Source organism: Acidihalobacter yilgarnensis (assembly GCF_001753245.1).
GTDB lineage: Bacteria > Pseudomonadota > Gammaproteobacteria > DSM-5130 > Acidihalobacteraceae > Acidihalobacter > Acidihalobacter yilgarnensis.
The window spans coordinates 3,208,376-3,234,154 of record NZ_CP017415.1; the positions used below are offsets into that span (position 1 = coordinate 3,208,376).

Sequence of the window (25,779 nt, forward strand, 5' to 3'; positions counted from 1 at the left end):
CCAAGCGAGGTATAGACATGAGCGCGATACGAGAAACCAGCCTGACGCCGACACCCGCCGCGCTGGCGACGGCACCGTCGGCCGGAAAGGCGACCCGTCCCGTCGCGAAGGGGGACGGCCTGTGGGCCGTCCGCGGCGACCTGCCGCGCTGGCAATATGTCTCCATCGCCCTGTTCAGCTTTCTGCTGATGCTTGGCAGCTGGTGGGGATTGTCCGACAGCGGGTGGGTGCCACAACTCTTCCTGCCGTCGCCACCGCAGGTGGTTCACCGTCTGGCCCAGTGGTACGGGCAAGGCAACCTGATCAACGACACCCAGATCAGCATCTTCCGCGTCACCGCGGGCTTCGTGCTCTCGGCGGCGATGGCCATCCCGCTCGGCCTGTACATCGGTAGCTTCAGGCCGGTGCAGGCCTTCTTCGAACCCATGGTCGAATTCGCACGCTACCTGCCCGCGGTGGCCTTCGTGCCGCTGGTCCTGCTGTGGGTGGGCATCGGCGAGGGTGCCAAGATCAGCATCATCTGGATCGGCACCTTCTTTCAGATGGTGCTGATGATTTCCGAGAACGTGCGCCACGTGCCCGCCGCGCAGATCGAGGCAGCACAGACCATGGGCGCGAATCGCGGCGAAATCGTTTCGCGCGTGATCTTCCGCTCGGCCCTGCCCGACATCGTCGACACCCTGCGCGTGACCCTCGGCTGGGCCTGGACCTATCTGGTGGTGGCCGAAATGGTCGCCGCCAATTCCGGCCTGGGATACGCCATCCTGCAGGCGCAGCGCTTCCTGCAGACCGGCAAGATCTTCGGCGGCATTCTGCTGATCGGCACCATCGGTCTGATCATGGATCAGCTGTTCCGCCTACTGCACCGCCGGGCTTTCCCCTGGCTGCACCGTGCCTGAGGCGCCACACATGACACACGCGAGCACACCCAAGATCGCCGTGCGCGGCCTCGGCAAGCACTTCATCACCCGCGAGCGCGCGTTTCATGCGCTCGATGCCATCGACCTCGACGTGCGCCCCAACGAGTTCCTCGCCCTGGTCGGCGCCTCCGGCTGCGGCAAATCGACCCTGCTGCGCATCATCGGCGGGCTGGAAACCCTCACCGAGGGCGAGATACGGATCGACGGTCAACCCATCCACGGCCCCGGCAAGGACCGCGTGATGGTGTTTCAGGACTACAGCCTCTATCCCTGGCTGACCGTGATCGAAAACATCCGCTTCTGTCGCCAGCTCGATGCGCACGTGCGCGACGCGAGCACGGCCGACGCCGCCTCGGCGGTCGACCGATCCTATGCCCTGCTCGCGCTGATGGGTCTGGAGAAGGTCAAGAACAGCTACCCCAACGCGCTCTCCGGCGGCATGCGCCAGCGCGTGGCCATTGCCCGCGCACTGATGTCACGCCCGGAAGTCCTGCTGATGGACGAACCCTTCGGGGCGCTGGACGCGCAGACCCGCGAGGTTATGCACGACCTCATCCTGCACGTCTTCGAACTGGAGAAGACCACCATCGTATTCGTCACCCACGACGTCGACGAGGCGATCTATCTCGCCGACCGCGTGGTCGTGCTCGCCCCCAATCCCGGCCACGTCGATTCGATCTACGACATCGACCTGCCACCCCCGCTGGAGCGAAACCAGGATCTCAAGCTCGCGCCGGATTTCCTCGCGCAGAAAAAGACGATCCTCGATCGTATCCGGCAAACCACCGGCGTCCAGCGCGACCTGGAAATGCTCGAACGCATGACCCGGCACCTGCGCAATACCGCCCAAACGAACCAAGGAGACTGAGCATGTACGTCAAAAAACCCCGTCAACCTGGGTTCGCCCGTCCCGCTACGGGTCACCGTCACCACCCCTCGTTCGACCGTTCCGGCCTGCAGGGCTGGAAGATGGCGCACCACGAAGCGGACCTTCCCGACGTGGCCTGGCAGGCCGAACAGGAACGCTGCCTACGCCTGGGTCTGCCCGGCGCCGAGAGCCTCGACGACAAAACGATCCCAACCTTCGCGCGCGGCGAGCTGCCGCACTTTGCGGGTATCAATACCTTCATGAAGGCGCCCTACGTGGAAGACGTGCGCGACGTGGGCAAGTACGACGCCGCGATCATCGGCGCTCCCTTCGACGGCGGCACCACCTACCGACCCGGCGCACGCTTCGGGCCGCAGGGCATTCGCCGCATCTCGGCGCTTTATACGCCTTACAACTACGAAATCGGCGTGGATCTGCGCGAACAGATGAACATGTGCGATGTCGGCGATATCTTCACCATTCCCGCCAATATCGAAAAGACCTTCGACCAGATCAGCAACGCGGTCGGCCATGTGTTCGCCAGCGGTGCCATGCCGATCATCCTCGGTGGCGACCACTCCATTGGCTTCGCCACCGTGCGCGGCATCGCCCGTCAGACCGACAAGCGCATCGGCATCATCCACTTCGACCGCCACGCCGACATCCAGGAAAAGGATCTCGACGAGCGCATGCACACCACGCCGTGGTTCCACGCCACCAATCTGCCCAACGTACCGGCGACCAACCTGGTGCAGATCGGCATCGGCGGCTGGCAGGTCCCGCGCGAGGCGGTCAAGGAGGCGCGCAACCGCGAGACCACCATCATCACCATGCACGACGTGGAACGCCTTGGCCTCGACAAGGTCGCCGAGATTGCCCTGGAGTACGCCTGGAAGGATGCCGATGCGGTCTATCTGAGCTTCGACATCGACAGCGTCGACGCCGGCTTCGTGCCCGGCACCGGCTGGCCCGAACCGGGCGGCTTCCTGCCGCGCGAAATCCTCTATCTGCTCGGCGCGGTGGCCAAGGAGGGCATCTGCGGCATGGAGGTGGTCGAGGTCTCTCCGCCCTACGACATTTCCGACATCACCTCGCTGATGGCCACCCGCGCGATCGTCGACGTGCTCGGCACGCTGGTCGCGCACGGCAAGATGGGTAGCCACCGCCACATCATCCGCGGCTGGGGCGAATAGCCTGACGCGAGATTGCGGTATAGGCTTGATCCGGTCACCCGCCCGGGCGCGGGTGGCCGGATCAACGAGCGGACCGGACACAAGGAGCACCACATGTCTGCCACGACGATGCCGCGCCCGGCGCGGCCATCCTGGATCATCGGCACGCTGCTGATCGCCCTCAATCTGCTGGCCTGGGGCCTGCTGGCCGGGCTCGCCACCACCGATGCGGCGCTGCTCGGCATCGGCGCGCTGGCCTATGGCTTCGGCCTGCGTCACGCCTTCGACGCCGATCACATCGCGGCCATCGACAACGTCACCCGCAAGCTGCGCCACGAGGGCCAGCGGCCGTTGGGCGTCGGCCTGTTCTTCTCCCTCGGCCACTCCACGGTGGTTTTCGGCCTGTCCGCGGCGCTGGTGCTGGCGGTGCGTGCCACGCAGGCGCAGCTACCGATGCTGCAACACTGGGGCGGACTGGTGGGTACGCTGGTCTCGGCCGCCTTTCTCACCCTGATCGGCCTGATTAATCTGTTCGTGTTTTCGCGCCTGTGGCGCGCCTTCCGCGCGCGCCGTCGCTGGGGCGAACCCGCGCCGAGCGACGCCGAACTGGAATCGCTGCTGCAGCGCCGAGGGCTGTTCGCGCGGCTGCTGCGCGGCGTCTACCGGCACATCGACCGCAGCTGGAAGATGTATCCCGTCGGCCTGCTGTTTGGCCTGGGCTTCGACACCGCCAGCGAGATCGCCATCCTTGGCATCTCGGCCGCCGCCGCGCAGAACGGCCACCTGCCGCTGTGGGGTGTGATGGTGTTCCCGTTGCTGTTCACCGCGGCGATGAGCCTGATGGATACCCTGGACGGTATCGTCATGCTGCGCGCCTACGACTGGGCGCTGGCCGATGCCGAACGCAAGCTCTACTTCAACACGGCATTGACCGGGCTTTCCGTGCTGCTCGCGCTGACCATCGGATCGATCGAATGGCTGCAATTGCTGGCCCCGCGCTGGGGCTACACCACGGGCTGTGGGGTGCATTGGAGACGCTGGACTTCAGCCAAATCGGCATCGCCGTGACGGTCATCATGCTGGCTGGCTGGGCGCTGGCCTTCGCCTATTACCGCCGCGCCCTGGCGACGGCACGCATGTGAACCCGGCACCTGAGGTCAGTCGGCTGGCCAATGGCGTGCGCGTAGTCAGTCTGCACCAGCCTGGCCGCGCGAGCGCCGCGGCGGCCATCGCCTGGGGCGGCGGCGCGCATGCCGAGGGCGCTGGGGAAGCAGGGCTCGCGCACCTCGCGGAGCATCTGTTATTCCCCGACGACCCGGACGATCTGGCCGCCTTCGACGCCATGGGCGGACGCGTCAATGCCTGGAGTAATCACGAATACAGCGTGTTTCACGCCCACACCTCGATGGCGCGACTATCCGAGGCCATCGGCCGATTGTCACGGCGTCTCGCGCTCGGCACAGACGTGGTCATTGAGGACGATTTTCAACGCGAGCGCGAGGCCATCCGGCGCGAGCGCTTCGCCGAAGGCGATACGGCGCTGGAACAGGCCCACGCCCGCTGCCTCGGCAGACCGCCCCCCTGCCCTCCGGCCGACACGCTGGCGCACGCCACACCAGAGGCACTGCGCCGCTTCATCGCCCGCGAGCTGCGCGGCGACGCGTTGTGTGTGGGCGTGGCCGGCGATTTGACGCATGCCGAAGCCGTGGCCGCCTGCGCCGCCCTCGGCGAATTGCCCACATCCACAAACGCATCGACGGCAACCGATTCCGCTCTGCACTGGCGCAGCGGACTGCGCGAGGCACTGGCCGACGGCGGCCCACCGGGGCTGCTCTGGCTGATGCCGGCTCCGCGGCGTGGGACGACGGAGGCAAGCGCACTCGCACTGGCCGAACGCGCCCTGTGCGGCGGGCTTTCCGCCCCCCTATTTCGCACCCTGCGCGCACGCGGGCTGGCCTATGGCCTTCACTCCATGCGTGACGAACGCGGCACGGGCGGTTATTGGGCCTTGCAGGTCGTTTGCCTCCCGGCGATGGCGACCGCCGTGGCCGGGATCGTGGAGACGACGCTGAACGCAGCCACGAGTGGGCTGGCACCCGATATGCTGGCTGCCGCCTGGTCCGCACTGGCCTGCGAATCGCTGCTCGCCGGCGACGACCCGGCTATGTGCGCGGAGCATCTGGCACTTAGCGGCCTGCTCGGCACGCCGAGCGCTCCCGCACCACCGGCGCGCCCGGCACCCGACGCCGTACGCGCGGCGCTGGCCAACGCCTGGGCACGCCACGCGCGCTTCGTCACCGGCGCGGCGCCCGCCCTGTCGCGACAGGCGCCGACTTAACGCTCACTCAACCGGCACGCCCGCACCAAACACCCTCGCGCCGGCGCACCCAGAACGCGGCACTCAGACTCGACAAAATCAGCATGCCCAGCGCGAGATAAACCGTCTCCGCCCCGAAGCGCAAAAAAAGCTCGATGCCGACCATCGGTCCGAGGCTACCGCCGATATCGCCGAAAATCTGGTACATCCCCATCGCGCGCCCATAGGCAGCCGGCGGCGTCACATCGCCCAGCAGGGCCAGCAGCGGCAAGCTCACTCCATTAAAGGTGCCTCCAATCAGCAGCACGCCGACCAATAACATGTCGGTACCGTGCGCGAATGCGAGCACCATGAAGCCAGCCGCCAGCCCCGTCAGCGCAGGAATCAGCAGGCTACTGCGCAGGTGCAGGCGGTCGATGATCCGCCCGAGGGCCAATCCCGCGAGCGAGGCACCCCCCATCATCACACCCATGGCGAGTCCTGCACTGCCCTGGTTGGCCAGTCCGAACAACTCAATGTGCCGCGCCTGCACCAGCAGCACCAGGGTAGCCAGCATCACACCCTGCACACTCAGGAAGATCAGCAGGTTGAAACCCCAGGCGGTGGCCATGAACGGGAAAGCCGGCAGCGCGGCCAGCGCGCGCAGACGCGTCATCAGGCCCTCGTGCGACGCGGGCACCCGCACACTGTGTGGCACCTGCGGGATCAGGCGTGCGGCAATCGCCGCCGCCACAAAGGTGCTCGCCGCGCCGACGAGAAAGGCGGTGTCGTTGGAATAGCGTTCGGCTAACAGTCCGCCGAGTGCCATGCCCATCGGCGCTCCCAAGCTCATGGCGATACGCACGCTGGCCATCTTGCGTCCACGATCCTGGCGCGTGGAAACGCCCAGCGCAGTGGCCTGGATGCCGACCATCAGCAGGGCCGAGCCGATTCCGAAGATGGCGCGACCGAACAACAGCCAACCAGCGGCCGGGCCCACGCGTAGCGCCAGACTGAAGCACAGAATGCCGATCCCCTCAATGAGCAAACCAAAGGTGATCGGCCCGCGGCCACCCAGTCGGTCGATGAGATGGCCTGCCGGGGCGTCGAAGGCGAGACGGGTGATGCGGTTGGCCGAGAGAATCAACCCGATCATGAAGCCGGAGATGCCGAGCTGCGGACCCAGCGCCGGCAGGATCGGGAACACCAGCCCGGCACCCAATCCACCCATCAAGGCAACCGGGGTCAGCCGCCACAAGGTACCGCGCGGCGTGTGCGCGCTCAGTGCGCGGTCGCCAGCGCGTCGAGCACGGTAGCCGTCTCACGCACCCGACCAATGCGCGGAAAAATGCGTCGCAAAGCGTTGTCGTGGCTCTCCTGCGTACGTCCCGTCATCGCGTCGGATACGAAGATCAGTCGATAACCGCGCTCATAGGCGTCGCGCGCGGTGCTTTCGACGCCAAATTCGGTGGCGATGCCGCAGAGGATCAGGGTGTCGATGCCGCGGCGACGCAACTGCAGATCGAGATCGGTGCCATAAAAGGCGCCCCACTGGCGCTTGAAGATCACCACATCACCAGCCTCGGGACCAACCTCGTGCACCAGATCGGAAAAACCCGCTGGCGGCGGGCCGGCCGGCATCGGCTGGTCGGCGTCGGGACTCAAGCGATCGCGTCCGTCGGCACCACCACCGACGTGGACCAACACGCGTGTGGCATCGGCTTCGCGCGCTGCTGCCAGCAGGCGCGCGCAGCGCTCGACGACCACCCCAGGTACGTGGGGCACGGTGTCCATCCCCACGATGCCGCGTTGCAGGTCGATGGCAATCACCGCGCTGCGTGCGGATTCCAGTTGCAGATCTTCGTTCATGACGTTCACTCCTGTCTTTGGCGCTCCAAGCCTCACTGCCGAGGACGCGTCGATACGTTTCTGGACGGTACGGAATCAACAGCGGCGCATCTCACGACCCTGCCGATTGGCCATCACGATGCCAGCGACGATCAGGATCGCACTGACGGCGTCCGCGGCACTAATCGGCTCGTCGAGCAGCAGCCAGCCGCCGAGTCCACTGAACACCGGGATGGCGTAATAAACCACCGCCGCGCGCGAGGGGCCGATGCGCGCAATGGCCGCGTTCCAGGCCAAATAAGCGACCACCGAGGCAAACACGCCCACGTAGAGAATCGCCAGCAGCACCGGCGTATCCGGTATCCGGGCGGGCAAATCCCACGCGGACCAGAGGTAGATCGGCGTGAGAAACACAAGCCCGAGCACGAAGCTGCTCAACGCGAAGCTCTGCAACCGCACACCCGCCGGCCGCTGCCGAACCAGCAGGGTATAGCCGGCGAAGCTCAGGGCTGCCCCCAGCATCACCAGATCGCCAGACCCCAGCGCCAGATGCAACAGGTGCTCCGGCTGGCCATCGGTGACCAGCCAGATCACGCCACCTAGGGATAGCGCCACGCCCGCGAGGCGGCCTGAGCCCAGAGGTTCGCGGTGGAACACCCGCGTCAGCAGGATCACAAACACCGGCGAACTGGCCGCGATGATCGACAGATCGACCGCCGCCACCGTGCGCCCGGCGACATAGATCGCGGTGTTGAAGACGCTCACCCCAAGCAGCGAAGTCAGCGCAAGATAGCGCCCGTGAGCGCGCAGCGCAGGCCAGTCCTCGCGCAGGCCCCGCCAGCTGAAGGGTGCCAGTACCGCGATCGCCACCACCCAGCGCCAGAAGGCGAGACTGACTGGCGATAGTGCATCCGAAAGACCGCGCACCACCAAAAAATTGCCCGACCACACCACTGTCGCGAGCAAGGCAAGCGCATAACCAGCGGTTGCCCGGCGGGTTCGCGTCGCCTCGTCTTCCATGCGTCAATCTCCTATTCCGCCATCAGACAACAGGCGCGCCGCGGGGTTCTGCGCGCGGTTCAGACAGTCCACCCAACGTCTACCCATCCCGATCCTGAAGCTGGGTCAGCAGGTGGCGCTCGATGACCCGCCAGACGCCCATCTCCCCACCACCGTACGCTCACGCACGGTCATACGGACCCGGGATTCGCCTGAGCATTCGTCCCGGCTGGCTCGGTCATGTCCAATGCCGGCTCGTGCTCCAGGCCCGCCGCCAGATGGTCGATGAATACCCGGAATTTGAGCGGCATGTAGCGGGTTGGCGTGTACAGCAGCCAGAGATCGCCGCAGTAGCCCGTGATGAATTCCCATTCGGGCAGCACGCGCACGATTTCGCCACGGTGCAACGCGCGTCGTGCGGTAAAAAAAGGCAGGCTGCCAATGCCCAGATGCGCCTGCACGCCTTCGAGGCGGACCTCCGTATGGTTGGCCCAATAGCGACCGCGTACGTTGACCGTTACCGCTTCGTCGCCACACTTGAACCGCCAGCGCGCGTCGCCGGGCATTTCACCCAGGCACAGACAGCTGTGCTCGACGAGGTCGCGCGGGTGCGTCGGCGTGCCGTGCTTGGCCAGATACTGCGGCGTCGCACAAATCGCGTGCTCGATCTTCGATAGACGTCGGCCGGCCAGCCCCGGCGGAGGCCGGTCCGTCACCCGCAACACCATGTCGACATCGCCGTCGATCAAATCCACATGGCGGTCATCCAGCACGAGGCGAACGTCGGCCTTGGTATAGGTGTCGAGAAAACGCAGGATGTGCGGGTGGATCAGCACCCGGCCGATCGCCTTCGGCGCGCTCACCCGTATCGAACCACTGACCTCACGCCCGTACTCCTCGCTGATCGACACGATCGACCGAGCTGCGCTCATCATATCCAGACAGCGCTCGTGGATGGCCTGACCGCTCTCGCTCAGACGCAGGCGACGGGTCGTGCGCTGCAACAACTTCGTGCCCAGCGCGCGCTCAAGCCTTGAAATGCTGCGACTCACGGACGAGGTCGACATCCCGAGCTCGCGTGCCGCGCCCGTAAAACTGCCGCGTTCCACGACCCGGACGAAAATGGCCATTTCACCCAATAACGAAATCGGAAGATTATTGCTCATGGCGCAACAGTCATTTGAGAAATGGCCATGTTATCAGCTTAAGGAGCGGTCGATATACTCGTTGGCGCATCAACCGCGACCCGATGGCCATGACCCTACGCAAATATTTCCTCAGTGACCAATCGGCCTCCAGCGCCCGCGTACTCTCCTGCAGCGGTAACGATGGCGCGTACCGGATCATCCTGCGCGAAACCCTATTTCACCCGCAGGGCGGCGGACAACCCGCCGACCAGGGGTGGATCGCCGATGCCCGGATACAGCACGTCACCCAGGAACAGGACGTAATCATCCACCACGCGGAAACGCCTGTGACCCCAGGCAACGTCGAGACCCGGATCGACGAGGTACTCCGGCACCTACATTCTCGGCTGCACTCGGCGGGCCACCTCATCGGCAATCTCGGTGCCCTGCTCGGTTGGCGTCCAATCAAGGCCAATCATGCGCAGGACAAGGCCAGCGTGACCTTCAAGGCCGGCGACCACGCGCAGACGCTAGACGAAACGGCCTTGCAGGAACGCCTGCACGGGTTGGTCCGCCAGAACCTCCCAAGACAAGTGGTGGTCGATGCGGACGGCTTCCGCACGATCGGCTTCGGTGGCCTGCAACCTTTCCCCTGCGGTGGCACGCATGTCACCTCGACCGGTGAAATCGGCGAGATCGTGCTGCGCGGCATCAAACACTCGAAGGGCAGCACCACCATCGCATACGACGTGCGGGCATAAAAACAAGCACAGACAAAAAAACCGTCAGCCGCCGCGCTCAGATCCACACGATCCACCGGAGGCGCCATGCTTAACGAGAACAGCACACTCGATCTGCCCCTGCTTAAACGACTGGTCGACGGAACGGATACTGCAGCGGTCATCAGACAATACATCCCTCAAGAACTCGCCGTGCTGCTCGGCGAAAAAATTCTGGGCAAGGGTTTTTCCCGGTACATCAACGCGCCGAGCATTGGGCGCATCGGCATGGCCTTTTACGAAACGGAAAGAAAACGCGGGCTCATGGAAAAATATTTCGATGATGCCGTGAGGGGTATTCACGAACTTCGCGAGAAATGCGCGCCCTATCTCTCACCCATGGACACGCTCCGCTGCATGCTCGACGAGCTATGGCCAGTCGGCGCAAATCTCGCCAGCCTGTACGGCAGGAAAATGCACGTCGGGCTCTCCAGGATCGTCGAGCCCGGCATCCATTTCCTCGCCCACCACGACATCCTTGAAAAGGATGCGCCAGGCACCGAGGAGGCGCGGAGCCTGCGGGCGCAACTGGCCTGCAATATCTATCTGAAAATGCCCGATGAGGGCGGCGCCCTGCAAATCTGGGATCGATTTCTCACGCCCGACGAATTCGACGGAATCCGTGGCGATTGCTACGGCATACACCCGGACGTACTCGGCCACCCTGACGTCGAGGTGCGGCCGGAACCCGGTGATCTGATCATTTTCGACTCGACAAGAATGCACGCCGTAACGCCTGGCCGGCACCAGTCGCGCCTGAGTTTATCGTGTTTTATCGGTTATCGCGGTCCGACGGCGCCGCTCGTCGTATGGAGCTGAACATGCATATCAACTATCTGAATGAATTCATCACGCTGGCGACAATTCACTTCATGGCCGTCGTCATTCCCGGCCCCGATTTCGTGATCACCGTGCGCCAAAGCATACGCTTCGGACGGCTGGCCGGGATTGTCACGGCCATCGGCATTGGTGCGGGTATTTCTTTGCACGTGCTGTATACCCTGATCGGCGTGGGCGCCCTCATTCACACCACGCCGTGGCTGCTGGGCACTGCCAAAATCGTCGGTGGGCTTTATATCGTGTATTTGGGTTTCAAAATGCTCCGGAGCCACGCCAGCCCGATCCAATCGATCCCCGAATTATCGGCTTCCGGCACGGACATGACGCAGCACCCCGCGCAGAGCATCAAAAAAGCCTTTTGGATCGGATTTCTCACCAACGCCACCAACCCGAAGGCCACGCTATTTTTCCTCGCCATTTTCACGACGGTGATCAACCCCGGCACGCCCATGAAAATCCAGATCCTGTTCGGTCTCTGGATGTGCGCCGTCAATGCCCTGTGGTTCGTATTCGTCAGTATTTTCTTCACCCACCCGCGCACACGGCAGGTATTCGAGCGCATGGGCCCCTGGTTCGAACGCACCATGGGCGCCATCCTCATCGTCTTCGCCGGCAAACTAATGCTTTCGCTGTAGGTGGGTCGTGGCGCGCAAAACCCGAGCCTCGCGGCGCCATCGTCAGAATGGCCCGTGCGGCTCACCTGCCGCACTCACTCCCCCTCGCGGCGCCACTCGAAGTCCATCTGCCGCGCGGTTCTCAGCGCCAATGGCTCGCCGGCCAGCCGGGCGACGAGGTGCAGGCTCATATCGATCCCTGCGGTGATGCCTGCGGAGGTGACGCGGTCGCCGGCATCAACCCAACGCACGCCCGGCACGACATCGAGATCCGGGTAGGCATCTCGCAAGTCGCCCAAATCCTCCCAATGCGTGGTCACCCGGCGACCGCGCAGCAGGCCGGCCTCGGCCAGCAGGAAGGCGCCGGTGCAGACCGAGGCCGTCAGTTTGGCCTGTGCGCCCGTACGGGCGATCCAGTCGATCAGCGCGGGGCGCTGCAGGGCGCCGCTGACGTCGCCGCCTGGCACTAGCAGCAACGTCGGGGACGGACATTGCGCGAGCGCGTGGTCGGGGTTCACCTGCAAGCCGCCGCGCGCACGCACCGGCGCGGCCGTCTCGGCAACCGTAAAGACCTCGAAGGGCGCTGGCTGACCATCGCGCAGCGCCAGCCGCGAGGCGGTGGACAGCACCTCGAACGGACCGGCGAAGTCGAGTACCTCGACCTCATCGAACAACAGGATAGCCGCATGCAAAGCCTTATCCCCCCGCCTACGTCCGCCGTCTCCACTTGTATCCGGCACCGTGCCCCGCGCCGCCGAACTGGTTTTGCGCATCCCGGCCGTAATGGCGGCATGCCATTTCAGCGTGCGCGGTCGGTCGCCTGCCGATATTCGGGGCGCGGCGTCAGCAGAAAGGCGTGTTCCTCGCCATGGTAGCGACCCACGCCCACGATCTGTCCGCGCGCATTGATCGCGTTGGCCATCACCAGCGTCCAGCCACTGCCCTTCGGAATCAGCGCGTCGAGTGGCCGCATACCCGTCGTCGAGGTCCACAGAAAGGCGCGCATCGCACCCTTGCCGGTCATGGACATACCGACCACCTCGTCCCACTCGTTGACGCCAAGACCGGTACTGGTGCCGCCGAGTGTGCCGAGGTCGCGCATCCCAGCGTCCGGCGTCCACAGGAAGGCGTGCATGACATGGGCCGAGGTTTCGGCGGCGCCAGTGATCGCACCGCGGCTGTCGATCGCTGTGGCATTACTGTTGCGCCCACCCAGGGTGCCGAGATCGGTCATGCCGCGCTGCAATGTCCAGATGAAGGCCCGCATTGTGCCGGATCGTGTCGTCGACTGGCCGACGATTTCATTGCGATCATTGATCGCAATGCCGTCGCTGCTATGCCCGCCGAGCGTGCCGAGATCGCGCATGCCACGTCCCGGTCGCCACAGGAAGGCATGGCCCCGCCCTTTGCGGGTATCGGCGGTACCGGTGATTTCGCCGACGGCATTAATGCCGAAGCCAACGCTGTTACGCCCACCCAGGGTGCCCAGGGCGCGCAACCCGTAACGCGGCCGCCACAGAAAGGCCTGCTCCACGCCAGTGCGCATGCCCATTTCCCCGATCACCTCGCCGCGCACGTTGATGCCGAAGGCGCGGGCGTTGTGCGCCCCCGGCAGCAGCCCCAGATCCTGTACCTCGCGACGGAGACGCCAGCGCACGGCATGCAGCACTCCGTGCCGGTTGACCGCAGAGCCGGCGGCCTCGCCGCGCGCGTTGATGGCCGTGGCCTGACTGCCATGCCCGCCGGGCAGTAGGTCGAGATCGGTGATACGGTAGCGCGCGTCAGCCTGGGCGGCGAGGCCGAACAGCAGGCCGGCCAGCAAAACGATGGCGGACGCGGGAGGTAGTAGTCTGCATGGGTTCATGGATGCACCACAGTACGGGAATAGAGATTAATGACGAGCACCCCGGCGATGATCAGCCCCATGCCGATCCAGGCCGCCAGATCGGGAATCTGCTTATAGACCAGCGCGCCCGCCAGGGTCACCAGCACGATGCCGAGCCCGGACCAGATGGCGTAGGTGATGCTTACCGGCAGGCTACGCAGCACCAGGCTCAGGCAATAGAACGCGGTGCCGTAGCCGAGCACCACGATCGCGCTGGGCAGCGGACGGGTGAAACCCGCCGCGCTCTTGAGGGCGGTAGTGGCAATCACCTCGCTGATGATCGCCACCAACAAATACACATAGGCCATACGATGATGCCCGCTCGAATTCCGGATCGGCGGGAACGGCCTTGCCGCCCCGAAGTGGGCTGAGCTTACCCGAGCGCGGGGGCGGGGAAATAGAGGGCAGCATGACTACCATCACGCGACCGGGGCCGTGCACGCCCTGAACCAGCACCCCGCCGATGTCGGCGGAGCGCGAGGGCCCCGAGTGCAAACCGACCGCCGAGGGCAACGCGCCGCCCAGGCGCGCGAGTGCCGAGGGCAGGTCCGCAACCACGTCGCCGGTTGCCAACCAGATCAGGTGCGTCGGCGGCAACAGATGCGTGCGCCGGCCCTCACGGGCGTCCAAAATCAGCGTGCCCGACTCGGCCACTGCCAGGCGCGCGCGGCTGACACCGAGCGCGGCAGTCTCCGGCGGCGCGGTGGGCAGCGGCGGCGCCAGACTCTCCGGCACCCATTGACTGACCGCGGCGCTCTCGAAATCGACCGCGAATCCGGTCAACCAGTCGCGCGCTGCTGTTTCGTCGGCGAATACCAACCATTCGATACCGTTGTCGCCGAAGCGGCGCTCGAGCAGCGCGCGCGCGTCGGCGACGGATGGTCGCGGTGGCGGCGACATCAGACCGGGGTCGGGACGGCGCGCTGCCGCCTCGCGGATACGCGCCAGCATTGTGGGTTTCATTTTTTGTCTCTCTCGGCGTTATCCGCTGGCGGCAGTACGCGGAAACGCGTCCATTCCGTGAGCACCGGCGCGCCGCCGAGGGCATGACCCAGCGGCCCGCCCAGCATACGCATCGTGCGATGGAACAAACCAGGGTGCGTTGCGACCCAACGATAGGCCTTGATCGCCATCGTTTCGCCGGTGAAGCCGAGTCCGGCATCGGCCGCGCGCTGACGCCAGGTGACCAGCATCCGCGGCAGTGGGATGCGGACCGGGCAAACGTCCTCGCAGGCACCGCACAGAGTCGAGGCCTGCGGCAGCATCCAGGCGCGTTCAAGACCGAGCAACGCTGGCGCCAACACCGCACCGATGGGCCCGGAATAGGCCCATTGATAGGGGTGCCCACCGGTCTGGCGGAACACCGGGCAGGTGTTGAGGCAGGCACCGCAGCGGATGCAGGCCAGCGCCTCACCCTGCTCCAAATCACCGAGCAGCGCACTGCGGCCGTTGTCGACAAAAACCACGTGCACCGCCTCGGGGCCATCCGGTTCGTCGGCGCGGCGCGGGCCGGAAATCAGGCTGACGTAGTTGCCGAGCCGCTGGCCAGTGGCCGCGCGGCTAATCAACGGCAACAGGCTACCGAGATCGGCAAGCCGCGGCACCACTTTCTCGATACCGACAAAGGCCACATGTACGCGCGGAATCGAGGTGCTGATACGGATGTTGCCTTCATTCTCGACCAGCGCCACGGTACCCGTGTCGGCGACCACAAAATTGGCGCCGGTGATACCCATGTCAGCGGAGAGAAAGGCCTCGCGCAAACGTTCACGCGCCGCGGCGGCAAGCGCGTCTGGATCGGCGTCGCGGGCGGTGCCGAGCTGGGCCTCGAATTGCTCCGCGATGTCCTCAACGGAACGGTGAATCGCCGGGGCGATGATGTGACTGGGATGCTCGCCGGCGAGCTGGATGATGTATTCGCCGAGATCGGTCTCGAACACCTCGACGCCCTGGCGCGCAAGCGCCGCGTTGGTGCCGATCTCCTCGGAGAGCATGCTCTTGCCCTTGACCACGCGCCGGACCTCGTGGCGTCGCACCAGGGTTTCAAGCACCGCGAGCGCCTCGTCGGCGTCATCCGCCCAGTGTACTTCGACGCCGTGAGCGGTCAGATTTTCCTCCGCCTGACTCAGATAACGATCCAGATTGGCGAGCACGTGTCGGCGCAGGCCGGCCGCCCAGTCGCGCAGCGCAACCTCGTCGATCTCGCCGTAGGCCTGTTCGCGATTGGCGTCGAAATGCGTCGTGGCGCGGGTGACGGCCTCGCGTACACCGGGGGTGTCGCGCAGAATGGCATTCGCGTTCGCACGGTAATCGATGCGTGACTCATGCGCCATCGGCGGCCTCCCGCAGCACGCTGGCCAGATGTCGGACCGGCAACGAACGGCCGGTAGCGGCGGCTCGCCCGGCGAGCTGCAACAGGCAGCCGGGGTCGGCGCTGACCAGCAGCTCCGCCGCTGGCAACGTATCCAGCTTGCGATCGGCCATGGCGGCGGACACCTCTGGCATCTTCACCGCGAAGGCGCCGCCGAAGCCGCAGCATTCGTGCTGCGCTGGCCAGGACAGGAGTTCCGCCCCGGCGGCGCGCAACAGGTTTTCGGCGGCACCGGCCGCGCGCAGCTCGCGCAAAGCATGGCAACCGTGGTGCACCACCAGCCGTCGGCCTGCCAGCGAATCCGAAGGCGGATGCCAGCCCACCACGTCGTCGAGAAATTGTGCCAGTTCGTAGCTGCGAGTGGCGAGCGCGTCGGCTGCCGGCGCCGCGTCCGAGCCGGCCATCAGCCCAGGGGCGAAACACCGCAACATGCTGGCGCAGCTGCCGGAAGGCAGGACCACGTAATCAGCACCGTCGAAGGCGTCGAGGCACTGCCGCATCATCGCGCGTGCATCCGCGTGGTGACCGGTGCTGTAGGCCGGTTGGCCGCAGCAGGTAGCCGCCGTCGGCGTCGTCACCTCCGCGCCGGCGGCACGCAACAACCAGCGGGCGTCCTCGACCGCACGCGGATAGAAACCCTCCGCCATGCAGGAAGGAAACAGGGCGACGCGCAGGGCGGCGCTCAAAGACTGCCGCCGCACGCGCGGCAGGGCCATGGAAACGCGACGACCTGACAGCTCATGCAGCCTCTCTCGTTGTGCTTGGCGGACTCAGATGCCGTCGCGACGCGCCTCAAACCGTGGTCGCATCCTCCGGCGCCACGCGAATCAGACGCTTACCGAGATTACCCCCGCGGAGCAGATCGATAAAGGCCTCCGGGGCATTTTCCAGACCGTCGACGACATCCTCACGGTGGTGGATTCGGCCCTCGCGCAGCCACTGACCGACATCGCGGTTGAAATCCGCCAGTCGGCCCAGATGATCGCCGACGATGAAACCCTGCACGCGCAACCGTCGCGCGAGCACGCTCATCACGAAGCGTGGCAAGCGATCCGGGCCTGTCGCGGGGGCCGTGTCATTGTAATGTGCGATCTGACCGCACACGGGTACGCGCGCGCCGAGATTGAGCAGCGGCAGTACGGCTTCGAGCACGGCACCGCCGACGTTCTCGAAATAGACGTCAATACCCTGCGGGCAAGCCGCCTCCAGCGCCTCGGGGAAGTGCAGGTCGTGATAATCCAGCGCGACATCCGCGCCGAGTTCATCGCGAGCGTAGGCGCATTTGTCGGCAGAACCCGCGATCGCGACCACCCGACACCCGCGCAACGCTGCGAACTGAACCACCATCGAGCCCACCGCACCCGCCGCCGCGGCCACCGCCACCGTCTCGCCGGGTTGCGGATCGGCAATGTCGAGCAGCCCCACGTAGGCAGTCAAGCCCGTCATGCCCAGCGTACCGAGAAAGGCCTGCGGCGGGGCCACGGCCGGGTCGACGCGGCGGATACGTTCGCCGTTTGAAAGCGCGTAATCCTGCCAACCGTTGAAGCCGGCCACGAGATCGCCGGGCGCGTAGCCATCGAGCCGCGAGCTCACAACCCGGCTCACGCTGCCGCCGACCATGACCTCGCCCAAGCCCACCCCCGGCGCGTAGGACGGGCCGTCGTTCATCCGCCCGCGCATGTAGGGATCGACCGACAGGTACAGCGTGCGGCACAGCATCTCGCCCGCCTCGGGCTCTGGCACCGGCCCGTTCTCCAAGCGGAAATCCTCGGGCACTGGCATGCCGACGGGACGCCGCGCCAGCACGATCCGGCGATTCGTTACCGGGTCGGCCGCGCTCATGCGCACAGCTCCAGAATCTCGCGGCTGATGTCCGGGGTCACGTCGGCATGCCCGCCGAGTCTAATCATGCCGTGGCGTTCGAGTCCCTCCAGCAGCGGCGGAATGGCCTCGCGGCCGATGCCGTAGTCGGACAGACGGGTCTTGACGTTCATCGATTCAAAGAAGTGCCGGGTGCGCTCAATGGCCTGATCGATCACCACCTCTTCGTCGGTCGCATCGATACCCCAGACACGCCGGCCGTACTGCACCAGTTTGTCCCGCTTGGCGACACGCCGACGCCGCAGCGTGCCCGGCAGCACGATGGCCAGCGTCTGTGCGTGATCGAGCCCGTGCAGCGCGGTAAGCTCATGGCCGATCATGTGCGTTGTCCAATCCTGCGGCACACCGGCTCCGATCAGCCCGTTGAGCGCCAGGGTGGCGCACCACATCACATTCGCGCGAGCGTCGTAATCATCAAGCTGCGCCAGCGCCTTGGGGCCCTCTTCGATCAACGTCTGCAGCAGACCTTCCGCGAAGCGATCCTGCAGCGGCGCATTGACCGGATAGGTCAGATATTGCTCGACGGTGTGGGTAAAGGCATCGACCACGCCATTGGCGACCTGCCGCAGTGGCAACGTGAAGGTCGTGGATGGATCCAGCACCGAAAAGCGCGGGTAAAGCAGCGGACTGCGGAAAGGCAGTTTTTCATGCGTGGCCTCGCGGGTGATCACACCACCGGCATTCATTTCCGAGCCGGTCGCGGGCAAGGTCAGCACCGAGGCCAGCGGCAGCGCGCGCTTGATCGGTGCCTGTTCGGACAACAGTGCCCAGGCATCGCCTTCGTGGTAGCGGGCCGCGGCAATGAACTTGGTGCCGTCGATCACCGAACCACCGCCGACGGCGAGCAGGAAGTCGATGGAGTCCTCGCGGCATCGTTCAACCGCGCGCATCAGCGTCTCAAAGCGGGGATTTGCCTCAATCCCGCCGAACTCGAATACGGTGAATCCGGCGAGTGCGGCCATCACCTGGTCGTAAACGCCGTTGGTCCTGATACTGCCGCCACCATAGGTCATCAATACCCGGCTACCCGCGGGAATTTCGTCGGCGATACCTGCAATTTTGCCCTTTCCGAATAGAATCCGAGTCGGATTGTAAAAGGTGAAATTCTGCATGCTGACCTCCCTTGGCCGGATTAGACACGAATGGATCGACGTCGTCGGTGACGACGTCCGGATGGATGGACGATGGGTGTCAGTCGCGTGGCGCGAAGACATCGTCCAGGGTCATATCGATCGCCTGTGTCAGACCATCGGTTGATGGTGCGAGCTTCATGGCGAGCAAACCGCCTTGTCAGACATCCCACAAGTAGGCTGCCAGTACCGCCGCATCCCGATCGCGCCGGACCGTGCCCTGCCACTGCGCACGGGAAATCTGCAGCGCGACACGCACCCGCCACTCGGCCACGGATTCAGCCATGCGCGTCCGACAGTCTGGGCTCGCGCCTCCCAGCTCGGCGGCGAGATTGCCGATCAGACAGCCACGCAGGCCGTTGGCCTACAAGGCCAAGACGCGCGCTCGAAAATACCCGCGCAGAGCAGCCAGGGCATCATCGCCGGCGCGGGCGAAGTAAGCATCCCAGTCTGCAAACACACCCTCGGCGTAATGGCCAATGCTCTCCGCCGCAAAGGCATCCTTACTGGGGGAGTAGTGATAAAACGACCCCTTGGGCACGGCTTCCGCAGTCAACATATTCTGCAGGCCGGTTCCGTGATATCCGGTTTCACATAGGCTGGCCAGCCCGCGTTCAAGCAGGCGCTCCCGATTACCGTGACTGCGCTTGGGTCGTGACATACAACGCACAATACGACCGGTCGTCTAGGAATAAAACCGGCGGTTCGTGACGTTTTACAACGCCTTGGCATGCCGTAAAGTAAAGTAAGCGGCTCGACCCACTAGCCGGGACACCCCGTATGCAACAGGACTGCGTGATCATCGGTGCCGGCCTCAGCGGCCTGTACATCGCACGGGCATTGGCGCTTGCCGGCGCGGACTTCACCGTTCTAGAAGCCCGCGAACGGGCCGGCGGGCGTATCCTCAGTCGAGCGCCGACACGACTGGCAGCGACGGCAGATGCCCGCTTCGACCTCGGCCCGGCATGGGTATGGCCTCACTTCCAACCCCTGATGGACGAGCTGATCCAGGCGCTCGATCTACCGCTGTTTGCGCAGGCGATCGAGGGCGCGGGACTGTATGAGGACGCGTCGCAAGCCGAACCGCAGCGCATGGAAGGCCAGTCGCCGCACGGCGAATCGCGGCGAATCGCAGGTGGCGCCGGTCGCTTGATCGAAGCGCTATGCGCCAGCCTGCCAGCTGGACGAATGCTACTCGGGCACACCGCGACCCGCATCGAGGCCATCGCTGGCGGCGGCGTGGCGATACACCATCGCGACGCCACTGGCACCGCGATCCGGCAGGCGCGCCGGGTCGTGCTGGCCTTGCCGCCACGCCTGATCGCCTCGGAAATCACCTTCGAGCCGCCCCTGCCATCCTCCTTGCAAAAACACCTGACCTCGACCCCCACCTGGATGGCCGCGCACGCCAAGCTCGTGGCCCTTTACGAACACCCTTTCTGGCGCGAACAAGGGTTATCCGGCGAGGCCTTCAGTCGACGTGGGCCGCTGACCGAAATCTACGACGCCTCGCCGCACGAAGGCGGTCCCCACGCATTGTTCGGGTTCTACGGCGTGCCGGCGGCCGCACGCCGCGCACTCGGTCACGAGGCATTGATCGCCCGCGGGCTCGATCAGCTCGAACGTCTGTTCGGCCCGCAGGCCCGCACACCTATTGAATGCCTGATCAAGGACTGGAGTGAATCGCCCCTAACCGCGACCCCTGCAGATGAAGTCCCCCCGCCCGGACACCCCGACTACGGCCTGGGCGGCCTCGGCCGCTCGCTGTGGGACGGGCGCCTACTATTCGCGGGCACCGAATCCGCCGAACGCAACGGTGGCTATCTTGAGGGTGCAGTCGAAGCGGGCGTAGAAGTGCTCGCGCTACTCGATGACCTCAACACCCAATAAGCCCCTCAACTCCTCCTCATCATACGACCCGCAGCCTAACGTCACGGCTCCTTCTCTCAATGATTCGGATGATGCACCCGAGAACCGTCAGCCTCGAAGCCCCCCTCGTCGAGTGCAGTCGGGGCAAGCCAAGTACGCAGCCGCACGACGCCCGAATACCTCCACTCAACTTTTGGTATACTCTTCAAACCTTATAAATTATATTCATAATAGAGGTTAAGAGCTTGTTTACAAAGGCGATAAGCCTAAACACCCTTAGCTGGGACGGGCAGAATACGGTGCGCATCCGAGCTGAGCAACTGCGCATCCTGTACGACGCAATGCCAATCGCCTTACTCGCTGCATTGCTCAACGCCGCTGTTCTCGGCATCGTGCAAAGCCCCTTGATCCCCATGGAAATCATTTCCACCTGGCTGGGTGCCGTTGCGCTGCTCACGGCCTGGCGTTTTTTCGGCTACTACCGCTATACCCGCTACCCGCCACAGATATCCGAGCAATCGCGCTGGGTTGCGCGCCTCCTCGTCGAAGTGTTGTTTTCCGGTATTTTATGGGGCGCGGCCGCCTTCCTCCTCTACCCACCCGACGACCCGCTGCACCAGATGTTTCTGATTTTCGTGCTCGCCGGTATGGGTGCAGGCGCAGTGACCACGCTTTCGGCCATGTTCAGCGCCGCACTCGCCTATCTCATACCCGCCCTACTCCCGTTGATCGCCAGTCTGTTGCTCACGAGCAGCTCAGTGAGTCTGCCCATGGCCTTCATGGCGGCCTTGTTTCTGGTCATGGTCACGCTCTCCGCCCTGCGCGCGCGCAACACCCTCCTCGAACTGCTGCACGCGCGGGATTCACAGATACAGGCCGACGCCGATCTGCGCCTTGCAGCCACCACCTTCCGCAGTCAGGAAGGCATTCTGATCACCGACCGTGCCGGATACGTTCTGCGCATCAATGAAGCGGCCAGCCGGTTGTCTGGCTACTCCGAGGAGGCGCTTGTCGGACGCCCGGCCCGTGAGCTGCTATCGACCGACGAGGCCGGCGAAGCTGAGCGCCGTTCAATGATCAATGCACTTGAGCACAAAGGCTTCTGGGCTGGCGAATGTCGGCTCGTCACCCATGACGGGCGTCGTCTGCCGGTGAGCGCCACCGTGGCCGACGTACGCGATGAGAGCGGCGCGACGAGCCACTTTGTAGGTCATTTCCAGGATCTTTCGGCCTACAAACAGGCACAGGAAAATCTGGATTTTCAGACGCATCATGACACGCTCACCGCCCTGCCCAACCGACGCCTGCTGAGCGAGCGTCTGGGTCGTGACCTTTCGCGGTGCCGTCGCCACGCTCGACATGGCGCCGCCGTATTTATCGATCTCGACCACTTCAAGCGCATCAACGACGCCCTCGGTCATCGTGTGGGCGATCACCTGCTCGAAGCCGTCGCACGCCGACTGAGCGAAAATATTCGCGACGAGGACACGGTCGCGCGCTTTGGCGGGGACGAATTCGTGGTCGTGCTCACCGGTCTCGACGCACAACTAGCACACGCGACCGAACAGGCACGTCAGGCAGCAGATAAGCTCAGAGAAATCATCGCCGCCCCTTACCAGCACCAGGGCAACCCTTTGCACCTGACCGCGAGCCTCGGCATCGCCATCTATCCAGTGGATCGCGAGGACGCAGAAACCGTACTGACACGCGCCGATACCGCTCTTTACCAGGTCAAGGAACGCGGGCGCAACGGCCTGGCCTTCTACCAGCCCGGCATGCTTGACGCCGTGCGCACCCGCTTGAGCATCGAAAATGCCCTGCGCCATGCATTGGAAGAGGATGAATTCGAGTTGGTCTTCCAACCCCAGGTCGATTCCGACAGCCGACCGGTCGGTGTCGAGGCACTGCTGCGCTGGAATCGCCCCGGATACGGCCGCGTCATGCCCGCCGAGTTTATCCCCGTGGCCGAGGACAGCGGCCTGATCCTACCGGTCGGCAATTGGGTGCTGCGCACGGCCTGCGCGACGCTTTCCCGCTGGCGTCATCTCATGCCCGGCAACCCAACCCTGCCGCTATCGGTCAACGTCAGCCCCCGCCAGTTCTTCCAGGCGGACTTCGTCCCGCACGTGCTCGACTGCCTCGGCACATACGGTCTGAGCGGCAACCATCTCGAATTGGAACTGACCGAGAGCGTGCTCCTCGACGACATCGTGGAAACGCGCAGCAAGATGCGTGAACTCGCCGGGCATGGTATCCGCTTCGCCCTAGACGATTTCGGTACCGGCTATTCTTCGCTGCGCTATTTGCAGCAACTCCCCATCACCACCTTGAAGATCGACCAATCCTTCGTGCGCGAGCTGCGCACGAACGACGACAATACGGCCATCATCCGATCGATTCTGTCGGTGGCACAACATCTCGGGTTGAAGGTGGTGGCCGAAGGTGTGGAAACGGATGCGCAGGCGCGCCTGCTGGATGACCTCGGTTGTCGCATACATCAGGGCTACCGTTACAGCGTGCCGATTGGCGAACGGGAATTTCTCGCCTGGATCGGTTCCCGAGGTGCCGGTCGGCAGACCCGGGAACCAGCGACACGTTAGAGGCTACCGGCAGGCACCGGCTGATTCGCCCCCGGCATACCGGGCAGCTTGAGCAGTGTGGCGATAAAGCGCATCAGGTCGCCGTTGGAGTAGCTGCTGGCATCGGGGATACGCGCCCAGATATGGTCGCGCGGACCGACGATCACCATCTCGTCGTGATCAACCACGTGGTAATCCGGCTTGTACTGACTGGCCAGCGGATTGACCGCCGTCGCGTAGAGATATTCCCCATGCTGTCGCTGTGCGGCAGCCAGCTTGGCGTATTCAGCGGCGCCGATCTGACGATAGCGAACACCATAACCGTCGGTCACGAGCTTGCGCATCGTGGCAGGATCGGCCGTCAGGAACCGCCACTCCGCGGTCACCGGGTTCAGCCCGGCAATCTGCTTGATAAAGGCGCTCATTTCACTCGGCCCGGTATGTGCCGGATCGACGTTGTAAGACACGAAGACGACATGTTTCCCCAGCAGACCGTCGTTATGGAGTTCCTGGTAAAGATTCATCAGGTTGGAGACGACCAGCGGGCTGTAGTGATTACCCAGCGGCGACAGGAAGGTCACGATACGTACCTTGCCAAGCAGATCCTGTGTAGTCACCGACTTGCCGTTCTGATCCACGAAGCCCTTGACGGCGGGCGCGAGCGGGCCACGCTTGAGCGCCATCGGCGGGCCTTCCGCCCGCACCGCGGCCTGGGCCTGCTGTGCCTTCGAGGCCGTCGAGTGTAAGTGCACAATCCCCAGAATACTGGTGAATGCCGATCCAATCAGCAGCCCTATGAACACGCCGATACCAGCGCTGTACCAGAATCCCTGCCGGTCGGCGTCGGTACGCAAAATCGATCCGAAGATGCGCATATTCATGCTCCATTGGCCTTGAGCAGGCCTTCGATTTTCTTCAGTATCACCGGCACCGGCACCGTATCGGCATCGTTCATCACGTAGCGCACGTTACCGTGTGGGCCGACCAGAATCAGCGAGCTGCTGTGGGTCACGTCGAAATCGGGATTGACCTTGTTGGCCAGCTTGTTCTGCATGTTGGGCATGTAATTGTACGTACCTGCCTTCTGCTGTTCGGCGAAAATCTTGTTCTCCGCCTCCAGCGAGATCATCTGGAAATACTCATGGTATCCATCGCGGACAACCCGGCTCATCGCTGCGGGGCTGGCGGTCAAAAATTGCCACGTCGGGCTTTTCGGATCGCCGCCATATTCGCGCATGAAGGCAGCCATTTCGGCCGGTGAAGTCTTACCCGCAGCCACGTTGAAGGACACCATCCGCACGCGGTCAGCGAGCCCGGCCTGTTTCACCTGCTGTTCGAGATCCACGATGTGCGAGGCGATCACCGGGCACATGCTCGAACATAGCGGAAACAAGAAAGACACCACGCGAACTTTGCCATCGAAGGCGCTGGATGAAATCTTGTCTCCATTCTGATTGACGAAGCCCGTATAGCTCGGTGCTTTGAAGATAACGTCCGGGACGTCACGGGCAAGGCGAGCCGTGGGGTGCGGATGGAGCGGCGGTGGCGCGGGCCCGAGCGACAGCAGTGCCGAAAAGGCGAGCATCGTGATGAAGCCAACAAGGCTGCCGAGACCCAAGCCCAACAGATGCGCGCGCCCCAATCTGGCGACGGGCGCCGGCGCGGGTTTATCCGATACCCATTCTGACACTGGTAATCCTCCTGAACTGATTCGTAGGTGGCCATCTTCGCCTCACGCCGTTGGCAACGGGGTGGCCCGCGCCGTCTGCCGCGGCGCTGTTCGAGCGACTATAGGGTGGGTTTGGCCATCGATACAGTGACAAAGTGTCGCATGCGAAGTTTCGCCTGAAATATCGCGACGGCATCTTAACCCGAGATGGCGGGATACCGCTGGCGGTCTCCCGCCAGCGGCGACGGGATCACCAGTTGCCGGAAATGATCGCGGCCAATATCCAGGTGGTGCTGTCCAGGATCAGGAAACCGGCGATGACCGCCGAGCCCAATGCCAAACCGCTCAGCAACATGTAGGCCGTGGCCACCTCCTGCGGCAGGTGATCGTGGATATATCGCCGATCCGCGGTACGCAGGATATTCGGCACGATGCGCTTACCCGGTAGCGGCGCGGCACCGCTCCGACGCAGGGTGCGCAGGTAGAGCGACAACGCCAGACTGATTTCGATCGCGCCCAGGACGACGGCCACCTCGGCCAAAATCCACTTTGAGAGCATCTCCGTCGAACGCAGGTAGTCTCTCGCATCGAGGCGTTGCGTCTGGTCCTGGCTTTCCCAGCCAACCTGCGGACCCGTGGGCACCTCAGGGGCCTTCTGCAAACCCTGCAGACTGGCGACAGCAAAGACCAACGTCAGTGCAAAAGCAAAGGCCACGAAGGCCAACCAGAAATTACGCACGCGTCTGACCGCGCGCAGATCGGCATCACCCGAGCCACCCGCCGCACCGGGCATGACCTGTTCTTGACTGATCATCTCATTCTCTCCCTGATAGCCTGAATTATGTTTTCATGCCGTCAGACCCATCTGTTGGCTCCCCAAACGGCGAACGACAGTATATGCCCGGCCGCGACGCCGATTCCATCACCATGCC

The 25,779-nt window shown here is 64.3% G+C and carries 27 protein-coding genes; 10 read left to right on the forward strand and 17 right to left on the reverse strand.

Features of this window, described 5'->3' with window-relative positions; all coding sequences use genetic code 11:
• Positions 1 to 17 precede the first annotated feature (17 nt).
• From BI364_RS15460 to BI364_RS18095, 5 genes are all read left to right on the forward strand, one after another.
• On the forward strand, positions 18 to 899 hold the full coding sequence (locus BI364_RS15460; RefSeq protein WP_070079498.1) for an ABC transporter permease: 882 nt from the start codon (positions 18 to 20) through the stop codon (positions 897 to 899).
• A gap of 10 nt (positions 900 to 909) precedes the next feature.
• Entirely contained in the window at positions 910 to 1,788 is an 879-nt protein-coding gene (locus BI364_RS15465) for an ABC transporter ATP-binding protein (protein WP_070079499.1), read from the forward strand.
• 2 nt (positions 1,789 to 1,790) lie between these two features.
• Positions 1,791 to 2,981 carry an agmatinase family protein gene (locus tag BI364_RS15470; protein ID WP_156782798.1) on the forward strand — a complete coding sequence of 397 codons (1,191 nt, stop codon included), beginning with the start codon at positions 1,791 to 1,793 and terminating at the stop codon, positions 2,979 to 2,981.
• A 93-nt stretch (positions 2,982 to 3,074) separates the two neighbouring features.
• Positions 3,075 to 4,028, forward strand: coding sequence for a HoxN/HupN/NixA family nickel/cobalt transporter (locus BI364_RS15475; protein ID WP_156782799.1), 954 nt, complete (start codon positions 3,075 to 3,077; stop codon positions 4,026 to 4,028).
• 70 nt (positions 4,029 to 4,098) lie between these two features.
• Complete coding sequence (locus BI364_RS18095) at positions 4,099 to 5,298, forward strand: insulinase family protein (RefSeq protein WP_070079501.1); 1,200 nt, start codon at positions 4,099 to 4,101, stop codon at positions 5,296 to 5,298.
• A gap of 7 nt (positions 5,299 to 5,305) precedes the next feature.
• On the opposite strand, the gene BI364_RS15485 is transcribed toward BI364_RS18095, so the two are convergent.
• From BI364_RS15485 to BI364_RS15500, 4 genes are all read right to left on the reverse strand, one after another.
• Positions 5,306 to 6,514 carry an MFS transporter gene (locus tag BI364_RS15485; protein WP_156782801.1) on the reverse strand — a complete coding sequence of 403 codons (1,209 nt, stop codon included), beginning with the start codon at positions 6,512 to 6,514 and terminating at the stop codon, positions 5,306 to 5,308.
• Between the two features lie 23 nt (positions 6,515 to 6,537).
• Entirely contained in the window at positions 6,538 to 7,125 is a 588-nt protein-coding gene (locus tag BI364_RS15490) for a hydrolase (protein WP_070079503.1), read from the reverse strand.
• A gap of 75 nt (positions 7,126 to 7,200) precedes the next feature.
• Positions 7,201 to 8,124: a DMT family transporter gene (locus BI364_RS15495; protein WP_070079504.1), complete on the reverse strand. Its 924-nt coding sequence runs from the start codon at positions 8,122 to 8,124 to the stop codon at positions 7,201 to 7,203.
• A gap of 170 nt (positions 8,125 to 8,294) precedes the next feature.
• Positions 8,295 to 9,269: a LysR family transcriptional regulator gene (locus BI364_RS15500; RefSeq protein WP_070079505.1), complete on the reverse strand. Its 975-nt coding sequence runs from the start codon at positions 9,267 to 9,269 to the stop codon at positions 8,295 to 8,297.
• Between the two features lie 89 nt (positions 9,270 to 9,358).
• Here BI364_RS15500 and BI364_RS15505 point away from each other — a divergent pair, with 89 nt between their 5' ends.
• From BI364_RS15505 to BI364_RS15515, 3 genes are all read left to right on the forward strand, one after another.
• Positions 9,359 to 9,991 carry an alanyl-tRNA editing protein gene (locus BI364_RS15505; protein WP_070080142.1) on the forward strand — a complete coding sequence of 211 codons (633 nt, stop codon included), beginning with the start codon at positions 9,359 to 9,361 and terminating at the stop codon, positions 9,989 to 9,991.
• Between the two features lie 66 nt (positions 9,992 to 10,057).
• Positions 10,058 to 10,828 carry a 2OG-Fe(II) oxygenase gene (locus tag BI364_RS15510; RefSeq protein ID WP_070079506.1) on the forward strand — a complete coding sequence of 257 codons (771 nt, stop codon included), beginning with the start codon at positions 10,058 to 10,060 and terminating at the stop codon, positions 10,826 to 10,828.
• Between the two features lie 2 nt (positions 10,829 to 10,830).
• Positions 10,831 to 11,484 (forward strand): LysE family translocator, encoded by a 654-nt coding sequence (locus BI364_RS15515; protein WP_070080143.1) that lies wholly within the window; start codon positions 10,831 to 10,833, stop codon positions 11,482 to 11,484.
• A gap of 74 nt (positions 11,485 to 11,558) precedes the next feature.
• Here BI364_RS15515 and BI364_RS15520 read toward each other — a convergent pair whose 3' ends face one another.
• The 10 genes from BI364_RS15520 to BI364_RS17655 all read right to left on the reverse strand — a co-directional run bounded on the left by BI364_RS15520 (position 11,559) and on the right by BI364_RS17655 (position 19,391).
• Complete coding sequence (locus BI364_RS15520) at positions 11,559 to 12,155, reverse strand: DJ-1/PfpI family protein (protein ID WP_070080144.1); 597 nt, start codon at positions 12,153 to 12,155, stop codon at positions 11,559 to 11,561.
• Between the two features lie 107 nt (positions 12,156 to 12,262).
• A complete protein-coding gene (locus tag BI364_RS15525; protein ID WP_070079507.1) occupies positions 12,263 to 13,327 on the reverse strand; it encodes an HAF repeat-containing protein in 1,065 nt (354 codons plus the stop codon).
• Positions 13,324 to 13,617, reverse strand: coding sequence for a DMT family transporter (locus BI364_RS15530; RefSeq protein ID WP_233279536.1), 294 nt, complete (start codon positions 13,615 to 13,617; stop codon positions 13,324 to 13,326). Before BI364_RS15530 ends, BI364_RS15525 begins: the two co-directional genes overlap by 4 nt.
• Positions 13,502 to 14,311, reverse strand: coding sequence for a LutC/YkgG family protein (locus tag BI364_RS18810; protein WP_233279537.1), 810 nt, complete (start codon positions 14,309 to 14,311; stop codon positions 13,502 to 13,504). The genes BI364_RS15530 and BI364_RS18810 overlap by 116 nt, the downstream gene beginning before the upstream one ends.
• Positions 14,308 to 15,681, reverse strand: a complete 1,374-nt coding sequence (locus tag BI364_RS15535; RefSeq protein WP_070079509.1) for a LutB/LldF family L-lactate oxidation iron-sulfur protein — start codon at positions 15,679 to 15,681, stop codon at positions 14,308 to 14,310. The genes BI364_RS18810 and BI364_RS15535 overlap by 4 nt, the downstream gene beginning before the upstream one ends.
• Positions 15,671 to 16,420 carry a (Fe-S)-binding protein gene (locus BI364_RS15540; RefSeq protein ID WP_197495748.1) on the reverse strand — a complete coding sequence of 250 codons (750 nt, stop codon included), beginning with the start codon at positions 16,418 to 16,420 and terminating at the stop codon, positions 15,671 to 15,673. The genes BI364_RS15535 and BI364_RS15540 overlap by 11 nt, the downstream gene beginning before the upstream one ends.
• 91 nt (positions 16,421 to 16,511) lie before the next feature.
• Positions 16,512 to 17,561: an NADP-dependent oxidoreductase gene (locus tag BI364_RS15545; RefSeq protein ID WP_070079510.1), complete on the reverse strand. Its 1,050-nt coding sequence runs from the start codon at positions 17,559 to 17,561 to the stop codon at positions 16,512 to 16,514.
• A complete protein-coding gene (locus BI364_RS15550) occupies positions 17,558 to 18,712 on the reverse strand; it encodes an iron-containing alcohol dehydrogenase (protein ID WP_070079511.1) in 1,155 nt (384 codons plus the stop codon). The genes BI364_RS15545 and BI364_RS15550 overlap by 4 nt, the downstream gene beginning before the upstream one ends.
• Before the next feature lie 178 nt (positions 18,713 to 18,890).
• On the reverse strand, positions 18,891 to 19,085 hold the full coding sequence (locus tag BI364_RS17650) for a TetR family transcriptional regulator C-terminal domain-containing protein (protein ID WP_083251458.1): 195 nt from the start codon (positions 19,083 to 19,085) through the stop codon (positions 18,891 to 18,893).
• A 9-nt stretch (positions 19,086 to 19,094) separates the two neighbouring features.
• Entirely contained in the window at positions 19,095 to 19,391 is a 297-nt protein-coding gene (locus tag BI364_RS17655) for a TetR/AcrR family transcriptional regulator (RefSeq protein WP_083251459.1), read from the reverse strand.
• Positions 19,392 to 19,510: 119 nt separating this feature from the next.
• Here BI364_RS17655 and BI364_RS15560 point away from each other — a divergent pair, with 119 nt between their 5' ends.
• On the forward strand, positions 19,511 to 20,620 hold the full coding sequence (locus BI364_RS15560) for a flavin monoamine oxidase family protein (protein ID WP_070079512.1): 1,110 nt from the start codon (positions 19,511 to 19,513) through the stop codon (positions 20,618 to 20,620).
• A gap of 278 nt (positions 20,621 to 20,898) precedes the next feature.
• Complete coding sequence (locus BI364_RS15565) at positions 20,899 to 23,199, forward strand: putative bifunctional diguanylate cyclase/phosphodiesterase (protein WP_156782802.1); 2,301 nt, start codon at positions 20,899 to 20,901, stop codon at positions 23,197 to 23,199.
• Here the strand turns inward: BI364_RS15565 and BI364_RS15570 are convergent.
• The 3 genes from BI364_RS15570 to BI364_RS15580 form a co-directional block, all read right to left on the reverse strand.
• The gene (locus BI364_RS15570; RefSeq protein WP_070079514.1) at positions 23,196 to 24,059 is read right to left on the reverse strand and encodes an SCO family protein; all 864 of its coding nucleotides are present in this window, start codon (positions 24,057 to 24,059) and stop codon (positions 23,196 to 23,198) included. The two genes, BI364_RS15565 and BI364_RS15570, sit on opposite strands and share 4 nt — an antisense overlap.
• Positions 24,056 to 24,868, reverse strand: a complete 813-nt coding sequence (locus BI364_RS15575; protein ID WP_070079515.1) for an SCO family protein — start codon at positions 24,866 to 24,868, stop codon at positions 24,056 to 24,058. The genes BI364_RS15570 and BI364_RS15575 overlap by 4 nt, the downstream gene beginning before the upstream one ends.
• Positions 24,869 to 25,097: 229 nt before the next feature.
• Positions 25,098 to 25,661 (reverse strand): hypothetical protein, encoded by a 564-nt coding sequence (locus tag BI364_RS15580; RefSeq protein ID WP_070079516.1) that lies wholly within the window; start codon positions 25,659 to 25,661, stop codon positions 25,098 to 25,100.
• Positions 25,662 to 25,779: the final 118 nt, after the last annotated feature.